19 protein-coding genes are annotated in these 20,275 nt (G+C 65.5%); 10 read left to right on the top strand and 9 right to left on the bottom strand.

The genetic code is table 11. The features are described 5' to 3' along the window. Positions 1-93 precede the first annotated feature (93 nt). Positions 94-1,983 carry a SurA N-terminal domain-containing protein gene (locus ABIE08_RS03950; RefSeq protein ID WP_354548920.1) on the bottom strand — a complete coding sequence of 630 codons (1,890 nt, stop codon included), beginning with the start codon at positions 1,981-1,983 and terminating at the stop codon, positions 94-96. Positions 1,984-2,208: 225 nt separating this feature from the next. Here ABIE08_RS03950 and tpiA point away from each other — a divergent pair, with 225 nt between their 5' ends. From tpiA to ABIE08_RS03975, 5 genes are all read left to right on the top strand, one after another. Next, positions 2,209-2,964 (top strand): triose-phosphate isomerase, encoded by a 756-nt coding sequence (gene tpiA / locus ABIE08_RS03955; protein WP_354548922.1) that lies wholly within the window; start codon positions 2,209-2,211, stop codon positions 2,962-2,964. Between the two features lie 119 nt (positions 2,965-3,083). Further along, positions 3,084-3,626, top strand: a complete 543-nt coding sequence (gene secG / locus ABIE08_RS03960; RefSeq protein WP_354548923.1) for a preprotein translocase subunit SecG — start codon at positions 3,084-3,086, stop codon at positions 3,624-3,626. A 164-nt stretch (positions 3,627-3,790) separates the two neighbouring features. Beyond that, positions 3,791-5,419, top strand: coding sequence for a CTP synthase (locus ABIE08_RS03965; protein ID WP_354548924.1), 1,629 nt, complete (start codon positions 3,791-3,793; stop codon positions 5,417-5,419). Between the two features lie 248 nt (positions 5,420-5,667). Beyond that, entirely contained in the window at positions 5,668-6,501 is an 834-nt protein-coding gene (gene kdsA, locus ABIE08_RS03970; RefSeq protein ID WP_354548926.1) for a 3-deoxy-8-phosphooctulonate synthase, read from the top strand. A 91-nt stretch (positions 6,502-6,592) separates the two neighbouring features. Further along, positions 6,593-7,837 (top strand): hypothetical protein, encoded by a 1,245-nt coding sequence (locus ABIE08_RS03975; protein WP_354548927.1) that lies wholly within the window; start codon positions 6,593-6,595, stop codon positions 7,835-7,837. A 42-nt stretch (positions 7,838-7,879) separates the two neighbouring features. Here the strand turns inward: ABIE08_RS03975 and queF are convergent, their stop codons facing one another. Next, a complete protein-coding gene (queF, locus tag ABIE08_RS03980; RefSeq protein ID WP_354551565.1) occupies positions 7,880-8,332 on the bottom strand; it encodes a preQ(1) synthase in 453 nt (150 codons plus the stop codon). 30 nt (positions 8,333-8,362) lie between these two features. Further along, the gene (locus ABIE08_RS03985; protein WP_354548928.1) at positions 8,363-9,337 is read right to left on the bottom strand and encodes a hypothetical protein; all 975 of its coding nucleotides are present in this window, start codon (positions 9,335-9,337) and stop codon (positions 8,363-8,365) included. 202 nt (positions 9,338-9,539) lie between these two features. Between ABIE08_RS03985 and eno the strand changes: the two genes are divergently transcribed. Further along, complete coding sequence (gene eno / locus ABIE08_RS03990) at positions 9,540-10,817, top strand: phosphopyruvate hydratase (RefSeq protein WP_266334698.1); 1,278 nt, start codon at positions 9,540-9,542, stop codon at positions 10,815-10,817. 93 nt (positions 10,818-10,910) lie between these two features. Here eno and aguA read toward each other — a convergent pair whose 3' ends face one another. Further along, positions 10,911-12,014: an agmatine deiminase gene (gene aguA / locus ABIE08_RS03995; protein WP_354548930.1), complete on the bottom strand. Its 1,104-nt coding sequence runs from the start codon at positions 12,012-12,014 to the stop codon at positions 10,911-10,913. Positions 12,015-12,117: 103 nt separating this feature from the next. Between aguA and ABIE08_RS04000 the strand changes: the two genes are divergently transcribed. Further along, on the top strand, positions 12,118-12,822 hold the full coding sequence (locus tag ABIE08_RS04000) for an HAD family hydrolase (protein WP_354548931.1): 705 nt from the start codon (positions 12,118-12,120) through the stop codon (positions 12,820-12,822). Between the two features lie 57 nt (positions 12,823-12,879). Here the strand turns inward: ABIE08_RS04000 and aguB are convergent, their stop codons facing one another. Continuing rightward, positions 12,880-13,770, bottom strand: a complete 891-nt coding sequence (gene aguB, locus ABIE08_RS04005; protein WP_354548932.1) for an N-carbamoylputrescine amidase — start codon at positions 13,768-13,770, stop codon at positions 12,880-12,882. 3 nt (positions 13,771-13,773) lie between these two features. Next, a complete protein-coding gene (locus tag ABIE08_RS04010) occupies positions 13,774-14,961 on the bottom strand; it encodes a serine hydrolase (protein ID WP_354548933.1) in 1,188 nt (395 codons plus the stop codon). 141 nt (positions 14,962-15,102) lie between these two features. On the opposite strand from ABIE08_RS04010, the gene ABIE08_RS04015 reads away from it, so the two are divergent. Beyond that, positions 15,103-16,575 (top strand): NAD-dependent succinate-semialdehyde dehydrogenase, encoded by a 1,473-nt coding sequence (locus ABIE08_RS04015; RefSeq protein ID WP_354548935.1) that lies wholly within the window; start codon positions 15,103-15,105, stop codon positions 16,573-16,575. Positions 16,576-16,614: 39 nt separating this feature from the next. Next, positions 16,615-17,160: a putative glycolipid-binding domain-containing protein gene (locus ABIE08_RS04020; protein WP_354548936.1), complete on the top strand. Its 546-nt coding sequence runs from the start codon at positions 16,615-16,617 to the stop codon at positions 17,158-17,160. Positions 17,161-17,189: 29 nt separating this feature from the next. Here the strand turns inward: ABIE08_RS04020 and ABIE08_RS04025 are convergent, their stop codons facing one another. The 3 genes from ABIE08_RS04025 to ABIE08_RS04035 all read right to left on the bottom strand — a co-directional run bounded on the left by ABIE08_RS04025 (position 17,190) and on the right by ABIE08_RS04035 (position 19,133). Next, positions 17,190-17,918, bottom strand: a complete 729-nt coding sequence (locus ABIE08_RS04025) for a YbhB/YbcL family Raf kinase inhibitor-like protein (protein ID WP_354548937.1) — start codon at positions 17,916-17,918, stop codon at positions 17,190-17,192. A gap of 119 nt (positions 17,919-18,037) precedes the next feature. Beyond that, a complete protein-coding gene (locus tag ABIE08_RS04030) occupies positions 18,038-18,457 on the bottom strand; it encodes a VOC family protein (RefSeq protein WP_354548938.1) in 420 nt (139 codons plus the stop codon). A 31-nt stretch (positions 18,458-18,488) separates the two neighbouring features. Beyond that, entirely contained in the window at positions 18,489-19,133 is a 645-nt protein-coding gene (locus ABIE08_RS04035; protein WP_354548940.1) for a DsbA family oxidoreductase, read from the bottom strand. Between the two features lie 149 nt (positions 19,134-19,282). On the opposite strand from ABIE08_RS04035, the gene ABIE08_RS04040 reads away from it, so the two are divergent. Beyond that, a complete protein-coding gene (locus tag ABIE08_RS04040; protein WP_354548941.1) occupies positions 19,283-19,528 on the top strand; it encodes a hypothetical protein in 246 nt (81 codons plus the stop codon). Positions 19,529-20,275: the final 747 nt, after the last annotated feature.

Genomic DNA, 20,275 nt, shown 5'->3' on the forward strand with positions numbered 1-20,275 from the left:
CCGTCGAAAGCGAAGCCGGCGGCGTGCGCGGGGCACGTCCGGCGGGCTCGCATATCGGGCAAATGGCGTGGCGACATGGTTTCCAACCAACCCTCAGATGGCGCTGATGATCTGCTGCAGGACGCTCTGGTTGACCGTCACGCCAAGCTGGCGCTGCAACTCGGCCACGTATTGCTGCAGGAGATCGTTCTGCATGGCATCAGCAAGCTGCTGCGTAACAGGCGCGTTGTCGTTTGCACCCGGAGTGTAGGGCGTCTGGATGACATCCGCTACCTGCAGCACGATCTGCTCGCTGTCCTCGGCGCCAGGAGCGACCTCGACGGAACCCTTGGGTCCGGCGAAGGCGGCCTTGAGCGCCTCGGTGGAGAAGGCGCCCGTCGGACGCGAGCTGCGGGTCAGCTTGTCCAGCGTCTGCACGGTGAGGCCGAGCGACGTAGCGACGGCGTCCAGCGTTTCGCCCTTGCCGAGCCGGTCCTTGGCGTCCTTTGCCTTGGCGACGAGCTTGTCGGTCGTGGCCTGCTTCTTCCAGGCCTCGATGACCTTGTCCTTGACCTCTTCCAGGGGCCGGTCATGCGCTTCATTGATGTCGGCAATGGTGAACCAGACATAGCCGCCGTCCTCGGTCGGGATCGCGGCATTGTCGATGCCGACGTCGCTCGCGAAGGCGTCCTTGAGCAACTGGGCCTGGGCGGGGATGTCGGCTACGGCATTGCCGTCGACGTCCTTGCCGGTCTGGTCGGTGACAACCTTCTTGACGGTGAGCTTGTTATTGGTGGCGATCTCGTCGAGCGAAGCGCCGCCGGCGCGGGCGTCTTCGATCGAGTCGCGCAGCACGTTGATGTCGGCCTTGGCCGAGGCGAGGGCGAGTTCCTTCTTGACCTCGGCCTTGACCTCGTCGAACGCCTTGACCGCCTCGGGAACGATGTCTGTGACGTGGACGACCACGGGGCCGAAACTTCCCTTGATCACGCCGCTGGAGCTGTTCGCGGGCAGGGAGAAGGCGGCCTCGGCGACCTTCGGGTCGATCAGCTTGTCCTTGGTGACGACGCCCAAATCGCTGTCGCTGAGCTTCTTGCCGATGCCTTCGAGCATGGAGTCGAACGATTCGCCGGCCTTCAGCTGGTCGGCCGCGGTCTGAGCGCTGCTCTCGTCGGTGAACACCGCCTGGAATACATGGCGCGTCTCCGGCGTCGTGTAGCGAGCCTTCTCGGCGTCATAGGCCTTCTGCGCGTCGGCGTCGCTGATATCGTCCGGACGGGCGACTTCATCGGGGCCGAGCTTGATGAAGGCGATCGTCCGGGTTTCCGGGGCGCGCCAGTCGGCCTTGTTGTCATTGTAGTAGGCGGTCAGTTCGTCGGCGTTGGGCGCCGCGATCTCGCCGACCGACGAGGTGGGCAGGGCGATGTAGCGGATGTCGCGCTGTTCGGTCTGGTACTCATGCAGCGCCTTGGCCAGGGCCTGCGGCGCCGTGGCGCCGCCCGAGATCGACTCGGCGATCTGCTGGCGCTTCTCCTGCGCGCGGCGCTCGAGGACGTAGGCGTCCTCAGTCATGCCGTTATTGCGCAGCAGCGAGACGAAATAGTTGCGGTCGAACGTGCCGCCGGCGCCCTTGAAGGCCGGATCTTCCGCGATCTCGCGGATCAGCATCTCACGAGAAACGCCGATGTTCAGGTTCTTGGCCTGGTCGTCGAGCGCGGCTTCGGTGACGAGGCGGCCGAGCACCTGGTTCGGGATGCCGAGCATCTTGGCCTGGTCCGGCGTGATCTGCTGGCCGACGCGCTGGCTCATCGCCTGCAACTCGCGGCGATACGCACGATCGTAATTGACCGAGGAGATGTCCGTGCCGCCAACCCGGGCGACGGAATGATTGCTGACGCCGGTGAAGACATCAGCGATGCCCCATACCGCAAAGCTCAGCACGAGCAGGCCGAGTAAGATCTGTGCCACCCAGCCGGCGGCGTATTTGCGCATCGTATTGAGCATAGACGTCCTCTAACGCGCGGGGGCTTTGCCGGCCCCGCTTCGGGCGCGCGATCATAGAAAGGAGCCCTCTCCGGGGCAAGGTGAAGCGCCATTCTATATGACATCCCGGCAAATCGTTGTCCCGGAAGCGTTTTTGGGCGCCTGGCAGCCGGGTCTTGACTTGTCGCGCCCAGCCCGGTGCATAGGATGCAACCAACCAATCAACATCGTATCTCAGGAAGCGCCATGCCAAGCCCGAAGCCGATGATCGCCGGCAATTGGAAGATGAACGGTCTCAGGGCCTCGGGCGTCGAGCTCGATCAGATCATGGCGGGCTATGATGCCGATCTGCAGGGCAGGGTCGACCTTGCCATCTGCCCGCCGGCGACGCTGCTGATCGCTTTCGCTTCCGCGACCGCCGCCAGTCCACTCGCCATCGGCGCGCAGGATTGCCACCCCAAGGCCAGCGGCGCGCATACCGGCGACATTTCGGCGGAGATGATCGCCGATACCGGTGCCACCCATGTCATAGTCGGCCATTCGGAGCGGCGCACCGATCACGCCGAGACCGATGCCACGGTCCGCGCCAAGGCCGAGGCGGCATGGCGGGCCGGCCTGGTCGCGATCCTGTGCATCGGCGAGACCGAGGCCGAGCGTCGCGGCGGAACGACCCTTTCCGTGGTCGACACGCAACTGGCCGGCTCGGTGCCGGAAGGGTCTACGGCGGCGAATCTGGTCATTGCCTACGAGCCCGTCTGGGCGATCGGCACGGGGCTCACGCCTTCCAATGCCGATATCGCCGAGGTGCACGCCCATATCCGCCAGCGGCTGGTGGCGCGCTTCGGCGCGGAAGGGGCGGGGATGCGGATTCTCTATGGCGGCTCGGTAAAGCCTTCCAACGCCGGCGAAATACTTGCGATCGCCGATGTCGACGGCGCGCTTGTCGGCGGCGCCAGCCTGAAGGCCGTGGACTTCCTCGGCATCGCCGCTGCCTATGCCTGACCGAGGGTTTGGCTTGTCTCCGGCTTTCCGCTCTCCATATGAGGGGCGCGGCACTGGAAACCGCCAAACCGATCGTGTACAAGGCGCCAGCTTTTTTTGAATTCTGATCAGAGACATCGATGCAGACAGTTATCATCGTGATCCACCTTATGGTGGTCGTCGCGCTCGTCGCCGTTGTTTTGCTGCAGCGGTCCGAAGGCGGCGCGCTTGGTATCGGCGGTGGCGGCGGCTTCATGACCGCGCGCGGTTCGGCCAACGTGCTGACCCGCACGACAGCGATTCTTGCGGCGATTTTCTTCGTCACGTCGATGGGTCTTGCCCTGCTCAGCCGCTATGGCGAGCGGCCCGCCTCGATCCTGGACCAGATCCAGAGCCAGTCGGCGCCGTCCGCCCCGACCGGCACCGGTACCGGCATCCTGGATCAGCTGCCCGGCCAGAAGCCGGCAGCGGCTCCGGCCAGCGCTCCCGCGACGGCTCCGGCTGGCGAGGCCGCTCCGGCCACCGGCACGACGGCTCCCGCTTCCGGCACGACCGCTCCCGCGACGGGTACGACGGCTCCGGCCGCTGGCACGACCACGCCGGCACCCGCGGCTCTGGCGGCGCCTGCTCCGGCAGCGGAACCGGCAACGCCTGCCGCTCCGGCGGTCCCGAGCTCGCAGTAACGCGCGTTCAAGCCTTTCTCCCTTTCGCGTCGCCGCGCGGTTCCGTGCGGCGACGTTTTATTTGGGAACAGGCAATTTGGTGAATGAAGGCACCGTCGTCATTCTGTTGCGACGGCTTGCCTTTGACGTATGAAGCGATCGATCGGAAACTGAGGTAGAGACCCATGGCGCGGTACGTATTCATAACCGGCGGTGTGGTTTCCTCGCTTGGCAAGGGCATCGCGTCGGCGGCGCTCGGAGCGATGCTCCAGTCGCGCGGCTACAAGGTCCGCCTGAGGAAACTCGATCCCTACCTGAACGTCGATCCGGGCACGATGAGCCCGTATCAGCACGGCGAAGTCTTCGTCACCGACGACGGCGCCGAAACCGACCTCGACCTCGGCCATTATGAGCGCTTCACCGGGCGCCCGGCCTCGAAGGCCGATTCGGTCACGACCGGCAAGATCTACCAGGAGATCATCGCCAAGGAGCGTCGCGGCGACTATCTCGGCGGCACGGTGCAGGTCATTCCGCACGTCACCGACGCGATCAAGGCCTTCGTGCTTTCCGGCAATGACGACGTCGATTTCGTGCTCTGCGAGATCGGCGGCACGGTCGGCGACATCGAGGCGATGCCGTTCCTGGAAGCGATTCGCCAGCTGGGCAACGACCTGCCGCGCGGCAATGTCGTCTACATCCACCTGACGCTGATGCCCTACATCCCGAGCGCGGGCGAGCTGAAGACCAAGCCGACGCAGCATTCGGTCAAGGAACTGCGCTCGATCGGCATCCAGCCCGACATCCTGCTCTGCCGCAGCGACCGCCCGATCCCCAAGGAAGAGCGCCGCAAGCTGTCGCTGTTCTGCAATGTGCGCGAATCGGCCGTGATTCAGGCGCTCGACGTGGCGCATATCTACGATGTGCCGACGAGCTATCACGCCGAAGGTCTCGACAACGAAGTGCTGGCCGCCTTCGGCATCACCGATGCGCAGCCGCCGCAGCTCGACAAGTGGAAGGCGCTGACCAACAAGCTCCGTCATCCGGAGGGCGAGGTCACGATCGCCGTCGTCGGGAAGTATACCGGCCTGAAGGACGCCTATAAGTCGCTGATCGAGGCGCTGCAGCACGGCGGCATCGCCAATACGGTCAAGGTCAACATCGACTGGATCGAAAGCGAGATCTTCGAGAAGGAAGATCCGTCGCCCTATCTTGAGCGCGTCAACGGCATCCTGGTTCCGGGTGGCTTCGGCGAACGCGGCTCGGAAGGCAAGATCAAGGCCGCCGGCTTCGCGCGCCGCCGCAACGTGCCGTATTTCGGCATCTGCTTCGGCATGCAGATGGCCGTCATCGAAGCGGCGCGTAGCCTGGCCGGCGTCACCAAGGCGAGCTCGACCGAGTTCGGCCCGACGGACGAGCCGGTCGTGGGCCTCATGACCGAATGGCTGAAGGGCAACATGCTCGAGAGGCGCCATTCGACGGGCGATCTCGGCGGCACGATGCGCCTCGGCGCCTATGAAGGCCATCTTGAGCCCGGCTCGAAGATCGCCGGCATCTATGGCGAGACCACCGTCTTCGAGCGGCATCGCCACCGCTACGAGGTCAACATCGACTACAAGGACCGGCTCGAAGCCTGCGGGATGCACTTCGCAGGCATGTCGCCGGACGGCGTCCTGCCGGAAACGGTCGAGCTTCGCGATCACCCGTGGTTCATCGGCGTGCAGTATCATCCCGAGCTGAAGTCGCGGCCGCTCGATCCGCATCCGCTGTTCGCCTCGTTCATCGCGGCGGCCATCGAACAGTCGCGCCTCGTCTGAGGCCGCTCCCGGGTCGCCCGCGTCGGCGACCCGTTTTCTCCCTCCGCAAGATCGACGCCCGGCGCGCCTGCGACGGCCATGGATCCGCCGCGATCTCGGCGTGTCTTCTCGCAACGCAGGTCGCGAACGTCCTTGTCGGGCCCCACGTGGTACGGGACGTTCCCTGCAGGCGGATCAAGGGTCGCGTCGCCGACGCTTACGTTGTAAGGGTCTGGCCGTGCACGCAAGACCTCTAGGCATGGTGAAGAATGACGACTGAGCCCAATTCGCATGTCTCCGCCGGCAAGGCGACCTTCGGCAACGATCTGCCGCTGACGCTGATTGCCGGTCCCTGCCAGCTTGAGAGCCGGCAGCATGCTTTCGACATGGCCGGACGTCTCAAGGAGATGACCGCCAAGCTCGGTATGGGCTTCGTCTACAAATCCTCCTTCGACAAGGCGAATCGCACCAGCATTTCGGGCAAGCGCGGCGCCGGTCTCGACGCGGCGCTGCCGATCTTCGCGGACATCAAGAAAGAGTTCGGCGTTCCGGTGCTGACCGATATCCATGAGCGCGAGCAATGCGCGATCGTGGCCGAGGTGGTCGACATCCTGCAGATCCCCGCCTTCCTGTCGCGCCAGACCGACCTGCTGGTGGCCGCGGCCGAGACGGGCCGGGTGATCAACGTCAAGAAGGGCCAGTTCCTCGCTCCCTGGGACATGAAGAACGTCCTGGCCAAGCTCGTCGACAGCGGAAATCCGAACATCCTGCTGACCGAGCGCGGCGCCAGCTTCGGCTACAACACGCTGGTTACCGACATGCGCGCGCTTCCGATCATGGCGGCGATGGGCGCACCGGTGATTTTCGACGCCACCCATTCGGTGCAGCAGCCGGGCGGGCAGGGCACCTCCTCCGGCGGGCAGCGCGAGTTCGTTTCGGTCCTGGCGCGTGCCGCCGTGGCGGTCGGTGTCGCCGGCGTCTTCATCGAGACGCACCAGGATCCGGACAATGCGCCCTCCGACGGGCCGAACATGATCCAGATCGACGAATTGCCGGCGCTGCTGGAGCGGTTGCTGGCCTTTGACCGTCTTGCGAAGGGATAGGGTTCGGCCTGTCGTTTCGAAGCGGCTTGCGGGATGATGTGAAACGATCGCAGGATATGTGCCTGCGCCACGCTGGAAGAAGCCCCGTCCGATGGACCCGAACGAACTTGTAGTCATTCTCGATCGGGCGATTGCCAACCTTCCGGACCCGTCCGCCGATGGGCGCCGACGCGTCTATGAAAGGGTGGAACGCACGATCCGCGCCACTTGCACGCCGGAAGGCGGCGAGATGGACATGGAGCGCTATCAGGCGTTGCGCCGGGATCTCGGCGCCGCGATCGCCATCATCGAGCAGCAGCGACGGAGCCCCGCGCCAAAACGGGCGGCGGCAGCCGCCGCGCCGACGCCCTCGGCCAGCGTGCCCGTCACGCCGACGCCTGTGGCGCCCGCGCCTCCGCCGACAGGTCCGAGCCATGTCGCCGCCGCCCGGCCCGTGGCAGCCTCGCGGCCGGTTTCCAGCCCTGCGGCTGCGGCGAGCCCCGCGGCCGGCGTCTCCGTCACGGTGGCGCCCGCGCCGCCGCCCGAACTGACCGAGCCGGATGACGAAGACGCCTCGCCGCAATGGTTGAAGCGAATCGGCATCGGTGCGGCGGCGATCGCGGTCGCGTTGGGCGTCGTGATCGCCGTGCTGCCGGGAGGTCCGATACGGGGGCTTCTGGCGGGTGGTGAATCCAGTTCGCCGTCGAGCAGCGAACCGGCGCCTGCCCCAGCAGCGAGCGAACCTGCCACCGATCCCTTCGCCGGCGCCCAGACGCCGCCGCCGGTTGTCGCCGCCCAGCCGCCCCCTGCCGTCGAGCCCACTGCCGACCCCGACAACACGACCGCCTTCGCGCCGGTTGCGCCGCAGCCTGGCGTGCCGCGCGTCACCGACGTAAAAGTCTCGATCCTGAATGGCGCCTCGGAATGGCGCACCGAGCGCCTGAGCGGCTATGAGGACAAGCCCACGGGACAGCCGGTTATGGCCCTCGCACAGGATCGTGAAACGCCGCTGCTGGTGTCCGTCTATTGCGACACGCCCGACCTGACGGTTTTCCGTGTCGCCTATGGCACGGATACCGACACGCTCCGGCAGGAGATCGCCGAACGCGGCAGCATGGACGGCATCCAGCGCCAGCGGATCCAGGTGAAGACGGATCGCAATGAAGGCTTTGCGGGCGACTTCCTGGCCCTGACGGCGCACACCTGGGGCATCCGCCTGGCGCCGGAGAACATCGAGACCCTGCGTACCGGCAAGCAGATCGAAATATCGATCGGCGACTCGGTTGCCGGGACGGTGTCGCTGAGCGGCGCCACCCCGGCCATCGATGAAGCGCTGACCGGCGGCTCCTGCACCTGATCCGGTAGGTTGACATTGGCCTCGCGTGAGGCGGGGTTTGGGTCAGCCGCGTCCGCGATAGGTCGCGACGCCCTGGTCCGGCAGCCAGAGATTGGCCGGCACGGGGCCGCTCTGCCAGAAGACATCGATCGGAATGCCGCCGCGCGGATACCAGTAGCCACCGATGCGCAGCCAGTGCGGATCGAGCAGGTCGATCAGGCGCTTGGCAATGTCGATCGTGCAGCCTTCGTGGAAGGCGCCATGGTTGCGGAACGAGTGCAGATAGAGCTTCAGCGATTTCGACTCGACCAGCCAGTCCCTGGGCACGTAGTCGATCACCAGATGCGCGAAATCCGGCTGGCCGGTCTCGGGGCAAAGCGACGTGAATTCCGGCACGGTGAAGCGGGCGACATAGAGCGTGTCCGGATGCGGATTGGGGACGCGATCGAGGATCGCCTTCTCGGGGCTCTCTGCGATGCCGACAGTCCGCCCGAGTTGCAGTTCGTGTTCCGTCATCATGGGAATGCCTTCCGATCGGGTTCGGCCCTAGCAGGGCGTCAGGAGTTCGCGCGTGTCGCGGTTGAAACGCCAGGCGGAGAAGCCGCTCATCTGGGTGCCGCCCCACCAGCGCTTGATGCCATTGGTCGAGACATGATCCTGATCGCCGGCAAGGATGTCCTCGCCGACCATGGTCAGTCGCAAGGGCGCAGTGACGTATTCCGCATGCACCTCTGAATCAGCGTGCGAGTAGGGCGTATGCAGTCCCTCGATCAGGGGGAAGTCGCAGAAGGCGAGCGAATCGAGCACCGCGTAGAAGGGCCAGGTGCCCATAAAGGCGGCCTCCTCGGCCTGGCGCGCCTGATGGAACAGGGCAGCGGCCGACATGTCCTCGAGTCCGAGCGAATCGAGCAGGCGCATCTCCGTGCGGTTCAGCCCCGTCTTCGGCTGCGGTAACTCCTCGAGGAAACGGGCCAGCGCTTGCTGCAGGAACGGGAAGCCCTTGATCGGCCGTGCCGCCCGCTTGGCGATCCGTTCCGGCGTCGGCGACGTCAGTTCGCCCCATACCGTGGCCGCCATCTCCAGCAGGGCTGGGCTAACTCGCACGCCATCGATCGCAAAGCGCATTACCGTATCCGGGCGCTCCATGGCGAAGAAGCTGTCCGCCTGCACGATCACGATCCCCTCCGAGCGGCCTTCTTTGGCGAAGAAGTCGAGGATCTGCAGCAATTGCAGCTGGTCATAGAGATCGTGCTCGAACCAGAGCTCGACCCGGTCGAACTCCGCATGGCGTCGCATGACCGCGTCGCGTTCGGCGAAGGTCGCCGCCACCGTTTCGGGATCGAACTTGAACACCTCGGCCAGGTGCTCTGCCCGCACGGCCGAGACCGCTTCGAGCGTATCGAGCGGCGGGATCGGTCCGTCATGCAGCGCATCGCGCCATGGCATGATGATGGCGCGGCTGCCGGCGGCGGTGAGGAGATCGACGGTCTGGTCGCCGTCGGTGATGAGGAGCGTCGTCATGACGTCTTCATCATCCGATGCGAGACGGAAGGCAACAGACATGCGCGCTGTCGGAGCTTTTCCGGCCATTCCCGCGCATGGATCGGGCGCGCCGTGGCCATCCGGCAACGACAGTTTCTCGCCCATCCTCTTCCGCCTTCATTCGCGGCAGGCTAGAAGCTGCGATATCTGAGCCGAACCGTCCGAGAACAAGGATTTCCGCATGACCGCCATCATCGATATCACTGCCCGCCAGATCCTCGACAGCCGTGGTAACCCGACGGTCGAAGTCGACGTCCTGCTGGAGGATGGCTCGCTCGGCCGCGCCGCCGTTCCCTCGGGCGCTTCGACCGGCGCGCATGAGGCCGTCGAGCTTCGCGATGGCGACAAGTCGAAGTACCAGGGCAAGGGCGTGCTGAAGGCGGTCGAGGCCGTCAATGGCGAGATCTTCGACGCGATCGGCGGCATGGAAGCCGAAGATCAGGCGATGATCGACGGCACGATGATCGATCTCGACGGCACGCCGAACAAGGCGCGCCTCGGCGCCAATGCGATCCTCGGTGTGTCCCTGGCGCTTGCCAAGGCCGCCGCCGAGTCCTCCGGCCAGCCGCTCTACCGCTATGTCGGCGGCGTCAACGCCAAGATCCTTCCGGTGCCGATGATGAACATCATCAATGGCGGCGCCCATGCCGACAATCCGATCGATTTCCAGGAATTCATGATCCTGCCGGTCGGCGCGCCGACGCTGGCCGAGGCCGTTCGCTGGGGCTCGGAAGTGTTCCACACGCTGAAGAAGGCGCTGAAGGACGCGGGCCACAACACCAATGTCGGCGACGAGGGCGGCTTCGCCCCGAACCTGCCTTCGGCGACCGCGGCGCTGGATTTCGTCGCGAAGTCGATCGAGAAGGCCGGCTTCCGTCTTGGCGAGGACATCTATCTCGGCCTCGATTGCGCCGCGACCGAGTTCTTCAAGGACGGCAAGTACAATTACGAGGGTGAGGGCGTCGTCCGCACCATCGAGCAGCAGGTCGATTATCTGGCCGATCTCGCCTCGAAGTTCCCGATCATCTCGATCGAGGACGGCATGAGCGAGGACGACTGGGCCGGCTGGAAGGGCCTGACCGACAAGATCGGCAACAAGGTGCAGCTCGTCGGCGACGATCTCTTCGTCACCAACACGACGCGTCTGTCGCGCGGCATCAAGGAAGCGACCGCCAACTCGATCCTGGTCAAGGTCAACCAGATCGGCTCGCTCACCGAGACGCTCGACGCCGTTTCGATGGCGCATCGCGCCGGCTACACCGCAGTCATGTCGCATCGTTCGGGCGAGACCGAGGATTCGACCATTTCGGACCTGGCGGTTGCCACCAACTGCGGTCAGATCAAGACCGGCTCGCTCGCCCGTTCGGACCGGACCGCCAAGTACAACCAGCTGATCCGCATCGAGGAACAGCTCGGCACGCAGGCCGAATATGCCGGCCGCAGCATCCTGAAGGGCTGATCTTGCAATCCCTCTGCGGCTCGTCCGCAGGGGTATTCTTCTGGCTCCCGTGCGCGATGATCGCGCCGGGAGCCTTTTTTATGCGCCCACGGGCTAGCCGGGCGTTCCCGCTGGTTGCTGCTGCGTGATGCAGTGGATGTTGCCGCCGCCGAGCAGGATTTCGCGCGCTTCGATGCCGACGATACGGCGGTCGGGATGCAGCGCGGCGATGATCTCCATCGCCGCCGGGTCCGTGGCCGGGTCGAGCAACGGCATCACCACCAGGCCATTGGCGATATAGTAGTTGGCATAGGACGCGGCGAGGCGCGCGCCGCCCTGCCGGGCGGCGCTGCCTTCGGCGACGTCGATGCCTGCGGCTTCGGAATCGGTCATGAACAGCGGGCCGGGCATCGGCAGCTTGACGACCTCCAGCTTTCTCCCGCGGGCATCGGTGGCGCTGGAGAGCCGCTCATAGGCATCGTGCGAGATTGCATATTGCGGGTCGTCGGGATCCTCGCACCAGGTCAGCGCCACGACGCCGGGCCGCACGAAGCAGGCGAGATTGTCGATATGGCCGTCCGTCTCGTCATGGAACAGGCCGGGTCCGAGCCAGATCGTCTTCGTGACGCCGAGCCGGGCGGACAATTGCTCCTCGATCTCCTCGCGGTCGAGATAGGGATTGCGGTTGCGGTTGAGCAGGCATTCCTGCGTCGTCAGCAGCGTGCCTTCACCATCGACATGGATGGCGCCGCCTTCGAGGATGAAATGGGCGCGGTAGCGCGGCGCGCCCTCGATCTCCAGGATCTTCGCGGCGACGCGGTCATCCTGGTCCCAGGGCGAATAGAGCCCGCCATTGAAGCCGCCCCAGGCGTTGAAGCGCCAGTCATTGCCGCGCAGGCGTCCGTCGTCGCTGACGAGGAAGCTCGGCCCCGTGTCGCGGCACCAGGCATCGTTGGTCGTCGCCTCGACGAGACGGATATGCGAGGGCAGGCGCTGGCGAGCATTCTCCCATTGAGCGGCCGAAACCAGCATCGTCACCGGCTCGGCTTCCGCGATGGCGGATGCGACCGCGACAAAGGCCTGCTGCGCCGGCTTGCCGCCAAGCCGCCAATTGTCCGGCCGCTCCGGCCAGATCATCCAGGTGCCGGCATGCGGCTCCCATTCGGCCGGCATGCGGAAGCCGTCGTCGCGGGGGAGGCTTGGGAGCGTTGCGGACATGGTGCTCATTCGATCGGGTTCAGCTTCGGTGATCGAAGCGGGAATGCCAGGGGAACGCAAGCGTGCTAGAGCAGGCTACCGAAGACTTCCAACGGATTACGCCATGCAGCTCCGCGCGCTCCTGTTCGACAAGGACGGGACCTTCCTCGACTTCGCCAAGACCTGGGACGCCGCCACCGGCTCGGTCATCGCCACGCTGGCGGAGGGCAACGACGCCGTCGCCGCGCGTCTGGCCGCGATCGTCCACTATGATCTCGAAGCGCGGGTCCTGCTGCCGACCTCGCCGTTCATCGCCAGCTCGGTCGGAGAACTGATCCCGCTCTGGGCCGAAGCGCTCGGCCGACCGGGCGATGCCGCTTTCGATCAGCTTCTGCGCGATCTGTTCCATGACGCGACGCTTCATGCCGCGACGCCGATCGGCGAGCCCTCGGCCGTTTTCGAAACGTTGCAGCAGGCAGGCTATCGCCTTGGCGTCGTCACCAATGATTCCGAGCGCGGGGCGCGGTCGCAATGCGAGCGGCTCGGGCTCGTCTCGTGGTTCGATGCGATCTTCGGCTATGACTCCGGCCATGGCCGCAAGCCGGAGGCCGGCCAGATCATGGCCTTCCTCGACCGCTTCGGCTTCCAGCCGGGCGAGACGGCGATGATCGGCGACACGCTGCACGACCTGCACGCTGCGCGCGCCGCCGGGGTGATCGCCATCGGTGTCGAGAGCGGCTTCATGTCGGCCGAGCAGCTGGCGCCGGAGGCCGACTATATCATTAGCGATATCAGCAAACTGTCGGAACTTCTTCAGACGATGAACTAGCCCAACTGGGCGTCCATGCCCGCCCATGCCGCCTCTACAAATCACCTTGCGTCCGGTTCAGCGGCCGGCAGCGGTGGGATGGCGTCCGTCCAGCGTCGTCAGGGCGCCATAGAGGTCCGGGCGGCGATCGCGAAAAACGCCCCAGGAGCGGCGCTGATGCGAGATGGCGTCAAGATCGAAGGTCGCCAGCAGCACGCTCTCGCTGCTGCGGTCCGCCTCCACCAGCTTGGCGCCGGTTGGGTCGGCAATGAAGGAGGAGCCGTAAAAGGTGATCTCGGTGCCGTTCAGGCCGCGCTCGGTGCCGATCCGGTTTGACGCGACGAGCGGCATCAGGTTCGCGCCGGCATGGCCCTGCATGACGCGCTGCCAGTGCGCGGCGGAATCGAGCGAGGAATCCTGCGGCTCCGAGCCGATCGCGGTCGGATAGAACAGGATCTCTGCGCCGCCGAGCGCCATGGCGCGGGCAGATTCCGGGAACCACTGGTCCCAGCAGATGCCGACGCCGATCTTGCCGAAGCGGGTCGGCCAGACGCGGAAGCCGGTATCACCGGGCGAGAAATAGAACTTCTCGGTGTAGCCGGGCCCGTCGGGAATATGGCTCTTGCGATAGTTGCCGAGCACGCTGCCGTCGGCGTCGACGATGGCGATGCTGTTATAGGCCGTCTGGCCGGCCCGCTCGAAATAACTGACCGGCAGCACAACGGAGAGTTCCGCCGCCAGCGCCGCGAAATGCGCGATCAGCGGGTTGCCGTCAAAGGGATGGGCCAGGTTGAAATGGTCGTGAAACTGGTCCTGGCAGAAATAGGGCGTCTCGAACAGTTCCTGGATCAGCACGATGTTGGCGCCCTCGGCTGCCGCCTGCCGCACCAGGCGTTCCGCCCGCGCGATATTGCCGGGGCGATCCCAGTCGCACTCCATCTGCGTGGCGGCGACGGTTATCTGGCGCATGGTCTACTCCCGCTCGGCAAGGCGATTGAGGATGCCCCGATAGGGCGCGAACAGCCTCTCATCGTCAAGCGCGGCATCATCGTTCCAGCTTGCGACGACGCAATGAACACCGCCATCCCTTCCGACGACGCGTGTCGAGAGGTTGAGCACGCCGATCTCCGAGCCGCCCTTATAGGCGAAGGACTTCCACGCCTTGGCGTCAGCGAGGCCTGGATTGATGGCGACGCTGGGAAGTGCGGCCGTCTGGTCGAGCAGTCGGCAGAGCTCGCGCGCCGTGAAGAACCATTCGACTTCATGGGTGACGTCGGAACGGATCGCCGCCGCCGGGGGCAGGGGCTCGTTCGCCATCTGCTCCAGAAGGGCGCGCCGCGTTCCGGTGTCGCCTGCCGCCCATTCAGCGCGCATCGGCGCGTTCGCGGTGGTCTTCAGCGTGAAAAGCTCGCGCGTCGTCAGGAAGGGCGCGTTGGCGGGCGAAATGGCGTCGACTGCTTCACGGCCGGCGATGCGGATCAGCGCGTCAGTCGCCGTGTTGTCGCTGATCGAGATCATCAGATTGGCGAGGGTTGCGAGCGTCAGCGGGGTTCCGTCCGGCCAATCCTGCAACTGGCCGGAGGGCAGCGACTTCCAGGCGGGATCGAGCGGTACGACCTGATCCCAGCGCAGCTTGCCCTGCTTTACGGCATCCTGGATCGCGACCAGGACCGCGAGCTTGGCGGCCGAGCCGACCGCGAGCGGTTGATCCGCCGCATCGGCAACAATGTCCTTTCCGTCGCTGACGACGAGCAGCGCCGTCCTGCCGGGGAGCGCCTGGATTTCTCCCGCGAGATCCGCGATCGAGCCTAGCGTTTCCGCCGCGCCGAACCAGAGGCCGATGATGCGGCCATCCCTGTCCAGCGTGATCGAGGCCGGCACATTGGCCCTGGCGAAGCGGAGCGTGAAGCTGTCGCCGGTTGGGTCGAAACGTTGCAACGGGCCATGCTTCGCAACCAGCCCCGCGACCACGCCCTGGACCTGCGTGACGGGCAATTGCGCGAGGAAAGATGGGCTGAAGCGATCGGCGGGCAGGCCCTTCGGCGTCATCAGCAATTCAAGCGTGGCTTGCGGGGTCATGGTCTGGGCCTGGGCGGGGGCTAGGGTGAGCAGGGCGGCGGTGAGGGCGATGACTGTCGTGAGGCCGTGCAACGGTCGCATGCTCGCTTCCACTTTGCTGCCCTCTTCCCACGAGGGCGATACGCTGGATGGCGGACCCGCCGCCGCCGCGCTATCGTCGGAGCGCGAATGGAACGGTTCCAGGCCGCGGCCATTGGCCATTCGAAGTAACGGAGTAGCACTATGGACAAGTCGACCGTCAAGACCTTGAAGCTGATCGATCCGACGCTCGTCAAGGACCAGTGCTATGTCGATGGCGCCTGGATCGGCGAGCCCTCGATCGAGGTCACGAACCCGGCGACCGGCGCCGTCATCGGCCGCGTGCCCCGCTTCGGCGCGGATGAGACGACGCAGGCTGTCGATGCCGCCGCCGCCGCTTTCAAGCTCTGGGCGGCCAAGACCGCCAAGGAACGCTCGAAGCTGATCCGCCAGTGGTTTGAGCGCATCCGCGCGCATCAGGATGATCTGGCGCTGATCCTGACCTCCGAGCAGGGCAAGCCGCTGGCCGAGGCCAAGGGCGAGATCGAATATGCCAATTCCTACATCGAGTTCTACGCCGAGGAAGCGAAGCGGATTGCCGGTGAGACGCTGCCGAGCCATCGCGCCGATGCGCGCATCCTGGTGCTGCGTCAGCCGACCGGCGTGGTCGCCGCCATTACGCCGTGGAATTTCCCGGCGGCCATGATCACGCGCAAGGTTGCCCCGGCGCTGGCCGCCGGCTGCACGGTGGTGCTGAAGCCCGCCGGCGAGACGCCGCTGACGGCGCTGGCGCTGGCCGAGTTGGCCGACCGCGCCGGCATCCCGAAGGGCGTATTCAACGTCGTGACGGGCAGTTCGTCCGAGATCGGCGGCGTGCTGACCTCGCACCCGGCGATTCGGCTGGTGAATTTCACCGGCTCGACCGAAATCGGCAAGCTGCTGATGCGCCAGGCTTCGACAACCGTGAAGAAGATGGCGTTGGAGCTGGGTGGCAACGCGCCCTTCATCGTCTTCGACGACGCCGATCTCGACGCGGCGGTCGAAGGCGCGATGGTGTCGAAGTTCCGCAACATGGGACAGACCTGCGTCTGCGCCAACCGAATCTATGCGCAGGCCGGCATCCACGACGCCTTCGTCGAAAAGCTGACGGCGGCAGTCGAGAAGCTTCGGGTTGGCAATGGCGCGGAAGACGGCGTCACGCAGGGCCCGCTGATCAACGACAAGGCGATCGACAAGGTCGAAGAACATTTGAAGGACGCCACGGCCAAGGGCGCCAAAGTGGTGCTGGGCGGCCATCGCCATTCGCTCGGCGGTTCGTTCTTCGAGCCGACCGTGTTGACCGGTGCGACGCGCGACATGCAGCTCGCCCGCGAAGAGACGTTCGGCCCCATCGCGGCCGTGTTCAAGTTCGGGACCGAGGAAGAGGTGATCCAGGCCGCGAACGATACCGAGTTCGGCCTGGCGGCCTATTTCTATTCGCGCGATATCGGCCGCATCTTCCGGGTCGGCGAGGGGCTGGAATATGGCATGGTCGGAATTAACTCCGGCCTGATCTCGACCGAATTGGCGCCGTTTGGCGGCGTCAAGGAGAGTGGCAATGGCCGCGAGGGCTCGCATCACGGCATCGATGAGTTCGTCGAGAAGAAGTACCTTCTCGTCGCTGGCCTCGACCGTTAGTCGGATCATACTGGGCAGAACAACGCGATAGGGGCCAATATGTCGAAGGCGGTGCGCTGGCAGAGCTGGGACGGCGAGGGGCTGGAGCATATGGTCTTCAGCGATCGGCCGAAGGGGGCGGTGGCCGAGGGCGCCCTGCTTTCCGGAGGCGAAGCGCGCTTCGCCGCCCGCTATGAGCTGACCTGCCATCCCGACGGCCGAGTCGCCGAGGCGCGCGTTGCCGTGGTCGGCGGCCCCCAGATCTCCCTGCAGTCGGATGGTGATGGCCTCTGGCGCAACAGCGACGGCAAGCGCGTTCCGGCCCTGGTTGGCGCCAGCGATGTCGATCTCTCGGCAAGCCCGGTCACCAACATGCTGACGATCCGCCGGCTCGGTCTCGCCGAAGGAGAGTCGCAGGAGATCACGGCGGTCTATGTCCGCTTGCCCGATCTCGAGATCACGCTCGACCGCCAGCGCTACACCTGTCTCGAGGCAGGCCGCCGCTACCTGTACGAGGCCGTCGATGGCACGTTCAAGGCCGAGATCGAGACCGAGGACAACGGCCTGATCACGCTCTATCCCGGCCTGTTCCGCCGGGTATCCTAGCCCAGACCGGTTCTGTTTCCGCTGCCTCCCTATTCGGACTCGGTCTTGCGCAGCGCGGGGTTGCGCGAGTAGAGCCCCACGGCTTGCCCCCTGGCCAGCACGTGCCCTTCCATCGCCTGTACGAGCTGGGCCCCAGTCATGAGCGGCTTGGCCGGAAGATGCTCGACGTCTAGCGCATAGACGGTGATCGTGTAGCTGTGCGGCTTCAGGTCGTTGACCGCCGGGCAGGGGCCGTCATAGCCGGCATAGGTGCCCCGCAAGCCGGGATTGCCGGCCAGCATCCAGGTATTGGCGTTGACCCCGCGCTGGCCCCGCTCCGTCCTGATTGGCGGCTTGCCATGCGGCACGAAGCCGTCGCCGTCCGCGCCCACCGGCAGGGCCTTGAGCGTCGCCGGCATGTCGTAGAGCACCCAGTGGTAGCGCGTCACCCGCGGCGCCTCGATGGGGATCAGTCGCGGGCTCAGCAGCACCGAGGGATCAAAGGGTACATCCGGATCCGTCATGAGCAGCGCGAAGGATTTGGTCCCGGCCGGCGCGTTCGACCATGCGACAGCGGGGCTCCTGTTACGGCCGCGCAGAAGGGGGCCGCCGCCCGCAGGCCCGCAGAGCGCCGCCTCATCGGGCAGTGCCCCCTGCGGGTCGAGATCGGGGATGATCACGTCCAGCGGTGCCGGACTGGCAGCCAGCGCCACGGGCAGGCCGGCAACTTGCAGGAGGGCCGCCACGAGGGCCGGGGGGAGTATCCTGCTCGAAGTCATGCTGATCTCCTTTCGCCACATGGGCCGGAGCGCACGAAAGTCCCTGCTTCGAAATAGGAGCCGACAGGCGGATCGGCCAGTCCTGTCGCTGCGATCAGAGGATGAATTGCCCTCGGCGGTTACGCGTCCCCGACCTTTCCGTCCTCGCCCAGGGGATCATAGGTGCCGAACGACCATTCGTAACCTTCGATGTCGCGGCAGGAATATTCCCGCGATCCGTATTCCATGTCTTCGGGCGGGCGCGTGATCTTGGCGCCGGCGGCGACGGCCTTGTCGTAATGGCCATCGACGAAGCGCACCGAAACATAGACGCCGCCGGTCCCGCCGCTTGCCGTCCGGCCGCTGGCGACCAGTTCGGTGCTGAAGCCGCCCAGCATGATCATGTTCTGGCCGAGCCGCAGTTCGGCATGCACGACTTCGCCGTCCGACCCCTCATGAAGGGCGTGGACCTCGAAGCCAAAACCCGTGACCAGGAATTCGATCGCCGCTCGTGGATTTCGATACCGCAGCACGGGAAAGATGTGAGACGTGCGAACCATGCAGGTGCCTCCTTGCTGGCAGACAGGGGTCTCAGGCGCCGGCCTCGACAGTCGTGGAAGCGGCCTGCGCCAGCGCCTGGTGGAAGACATCTTCGGGCTGGCAACCGGACAGGGCAAGCCGGCGGTTGAAGACGAAGAAGGGCACGCCGCTGATGCCGCCCTGGGCTGCGGCCGCTGCCTCCTGGTGGGTGATCTCCAGTTCCGCCGCGTCGCTGGCCAATCGGCGCGCCTCATCGGCCGCGAAGCCGTACCGCGCTGCAATGCCGGTCAGCACGTCAGGGTCGGCGATGTTGAGCGCCTGGAGGAAGTGGGCTTCGAACAGCGCGGTCGCCAGGGCGTCCTGCGTGCCCTTGGCCAGCGCGTGGCGGATCAGCGTGTGGGCCGCCGCAGTCGGGCGCTGGCGCGGCTGCTTCGAAAGATCGAGCGGGATGCCGCTCTTGCGGGCCTCGGCTTCGACCCGCGCGAACATCGCGGCCGGGTCTCCGCCGAACCGCTTGCGCAGCTTCTCGGCAACGTCGATGCCTTCCGGCGGCACGTCGGGGTCGAGGAAGAACGGATGATGCAGGATGCGGGCTTCGATTCCGGTGTCGGCCAGAACCTTGTGCAGGCGCACGACGCCGATGAAGCACCAGGGGCAGACGATGTCGGTGACGACGTCGATCTGGATCTCGGACATGGACAGTCTCCCGTCGCGCGGAAAGGTCGCGTCAACCAATCGGAAATGAACGTCAGCTATAACAAGACTGCGTGACGGAGGACACAGGCACGGTCGCGGATCGATGCTAATCCTCACCGGCGAATTGATTCCAGTTTCAGGACAAAACCATGCGTATCGCTTTCGCGGCCTTTTTTGGTCTGATCTTCGGCGGCATCGTCGGAGTGGGGACCGGTGTGGGCATCGGCATGCTGTTGCAACGGATCATCAATGTCGGCTGCAGCGGCGGCGGATGTGCCTATTTCGTCATGTTCTGGGCGGGTCTCGGCCTCGTGGTCTGCGCGCTGCTCGGCGCGATCCTCGCCGGTGTGCTCACCCGCGAAGACGTCCGCGCCAGCCTGCCGCGCCCCCAGTAGTCTTCGGCACGCGCGCCGATCGCAGCGAGGCCCGGCAAGGCCGGACTTCGCTGTTCGTCATGCCGCGTCCCTGCCTAGGCACCCGCACCCGCCGGCGATCTTTGCCGGTGTGCCGCCCGGCGTCCTGACGGCCTCGGCACACGATCCGACCCCTCGTTAGAATTTCCGCTCGCCGTAGCCTGCTGCGGGCAGCTCCGGGCGCCAGCATGCGCTTCGGCTCCGGCTTTGATCCCTGCACGGAGCATCCATGCCCCGAGGCTGCCTCGCCGGCAGTTTGACCGACCGACCCTTCCCAATATACCGCCTTGGCTCCGCCCGTTGATCGCCGCGGGGAGGCCATGTGCTCGGCCGCGCCCCGTCCCCGGCCGCCGGAAACCCGCGCCGGGCCCGTTCGCCTTCCCGCGCGCGGCGGAAAGATTGGTGCTGAGGCGTTTCGGTCGTCCGGTGACCTATAGCCATGGGATCATGAGGAAGTTCGCCCCGCGTCGGCATTTTTCTATCGCCAAAGTATCCAAGGATCAGGGCGGCCGGATTTAATTTCTAATTTTGAAACAATGACTATCGAGAATAGGATTGAATATTTATTGAGTTCATTGTTGTGCAGTGCAAAACGAGGCGATATTAGTTGACGTAGCTGAAGAACAAGCAAGATTGTCTAATCGTATTGGTCGCGGTTTTGACTGGATTGCTCTGCATGAACGGACGCTACGACGTGAACAAACCTATCAAGAGCCAGTTCGAGCCGGT

It is taken from the genome of Kaistia defluvii (assembly GCF_040548815.1).
Classification (GTDB): Bacteria; Pseudomonadota; Alphaproteobacteria; order Rhizobiales; family Kaistiaceae; genus Kaistia; species Kaistia defluvii_A.

Coding starts and splice junctions, on each gene's coding strand:
- aguB (WP_354548932.1), bottom strand. CDS start 13,770: ATGCGCCAGATAACCGTCGCCGCCACGCAGATGGAGTGCGACTGGGAT.
- aguA (WP_354548930.1), bottom strand. CDS start 12,014: ATGTCCGCAACGCTCCCAAGCCTCCCCCGCGACGACGGCTTCCGCATG.
- ABIE08_RS04030 (WP_354548938.1), bottom strand. CDS start 18,457: ATGGTTCGCACGTCTCACATCTTTCCCGTGCTGCGGTATCGAAATCCA.
- kdsA (WP_354548926.1), top strand. CDS start 5,668: ATGACGACTGAGCCCAATTCGCATGTCTCCGCCGGCAAGGCGACCTTC.
- ABIE08_RS04015 (WP_354548935.1), top strand. CDS start 15,103: ATGGACAAGTCGACCGTCAAGACCTTGAAGCTGATCGATCCGACGCTC.
- ABIE08_RS03975 (WP_354548927.1), top strand. CDS start 6,593: ATGGACCCGAACGAACTTGTAGTCATTCTCGATCGGGCGATTGCCAAC.
- tpiA (WP_354548922.1), top strand. CDS start 2,209: ATGCCAAGCCCGAAGCCGATGATCGCCGGCAATTGGAAGATGAACGGT.
- ABIE08_RS04020 (WP_354548936.1), top strand. CDS start 16,615: ATGTCGAAGGCGGTGCGCTGGCAGAGCTGGGACGGCGAGGGGCTGGAG.
- ABIE08_RS04025 (WP_354548937.1), bottom strand. CDS start 17,918: ATGACTTCGAGCAGGATACTCCCCCCGGCCCTCGTGGCGGCCCTCCTG.
- queF (WP_354551565.1), bottom strand. CDS start 8,332: ATGACGGAACACGAACTGCAACTCGGGCGGACTGTCGGCATCGCAGAG.
- ABIE08_RS04000 (WP_354548931.1), top strand. CDS start 12,118: ATGCAGCTCCGCGCGCTCCTGTTCGACAAGGACGGGACCTTCCTCGAC.
- ABIE08_RS03950 (WP_354548920.1), bottom strand. CDS start 1,983: ATGCTCAATACGATGCGCAAATACGCCGCCGGCTGGGTGGCACAGATC.
- ABIE08_RS04035 (WP_354548940.1), bottom strand. CDS start 19,133: ATGTCCGAGATCCAGATCGACGTCGTCACCGACATCGTCTGCCCCTGG.
- ABIE08_RS03985 (WP_354548928.1), bottom strand. CDS start 9,337: ATGACGACGCTCCTCATCACCGACGGCGACCAGACCGTCGATCTCCTC.
- ABIE08_RS03965 (WP_354548924.1), top strand. CDS start 3,791: ATGGCGCGGTACGTATTCATAACCGGCGGTGTGGTTTCCTCGCTTGGC.
- ABIE08_RS04040 (WP_354548941.1), top strand. CDS start 19,283: ATGCGTATCGCTTTCGCGGCCTTTTTTGGTCTGATCTTCGGCGGCATC.
- eno (WP_266334698.1), top strand. CDS start 9,540: ATGACCGCCATCATCGATATCACTGCCCGCCAGATCCTCGACAGCCGT.
- secG (WP_354548923.1), top strand. CDS start 3,084: ATGCAGACAGTTATCATCGTGATCCACCTTATGGTGGTCGTCGCGCTC.
- ABIE08_RS04010 (WP_354548933.1), bottom strand. CDS start 14,961: ATGCGACCGTTGCACGGCCTCACGACAGTCATCGCCCTCACCGCCGCC.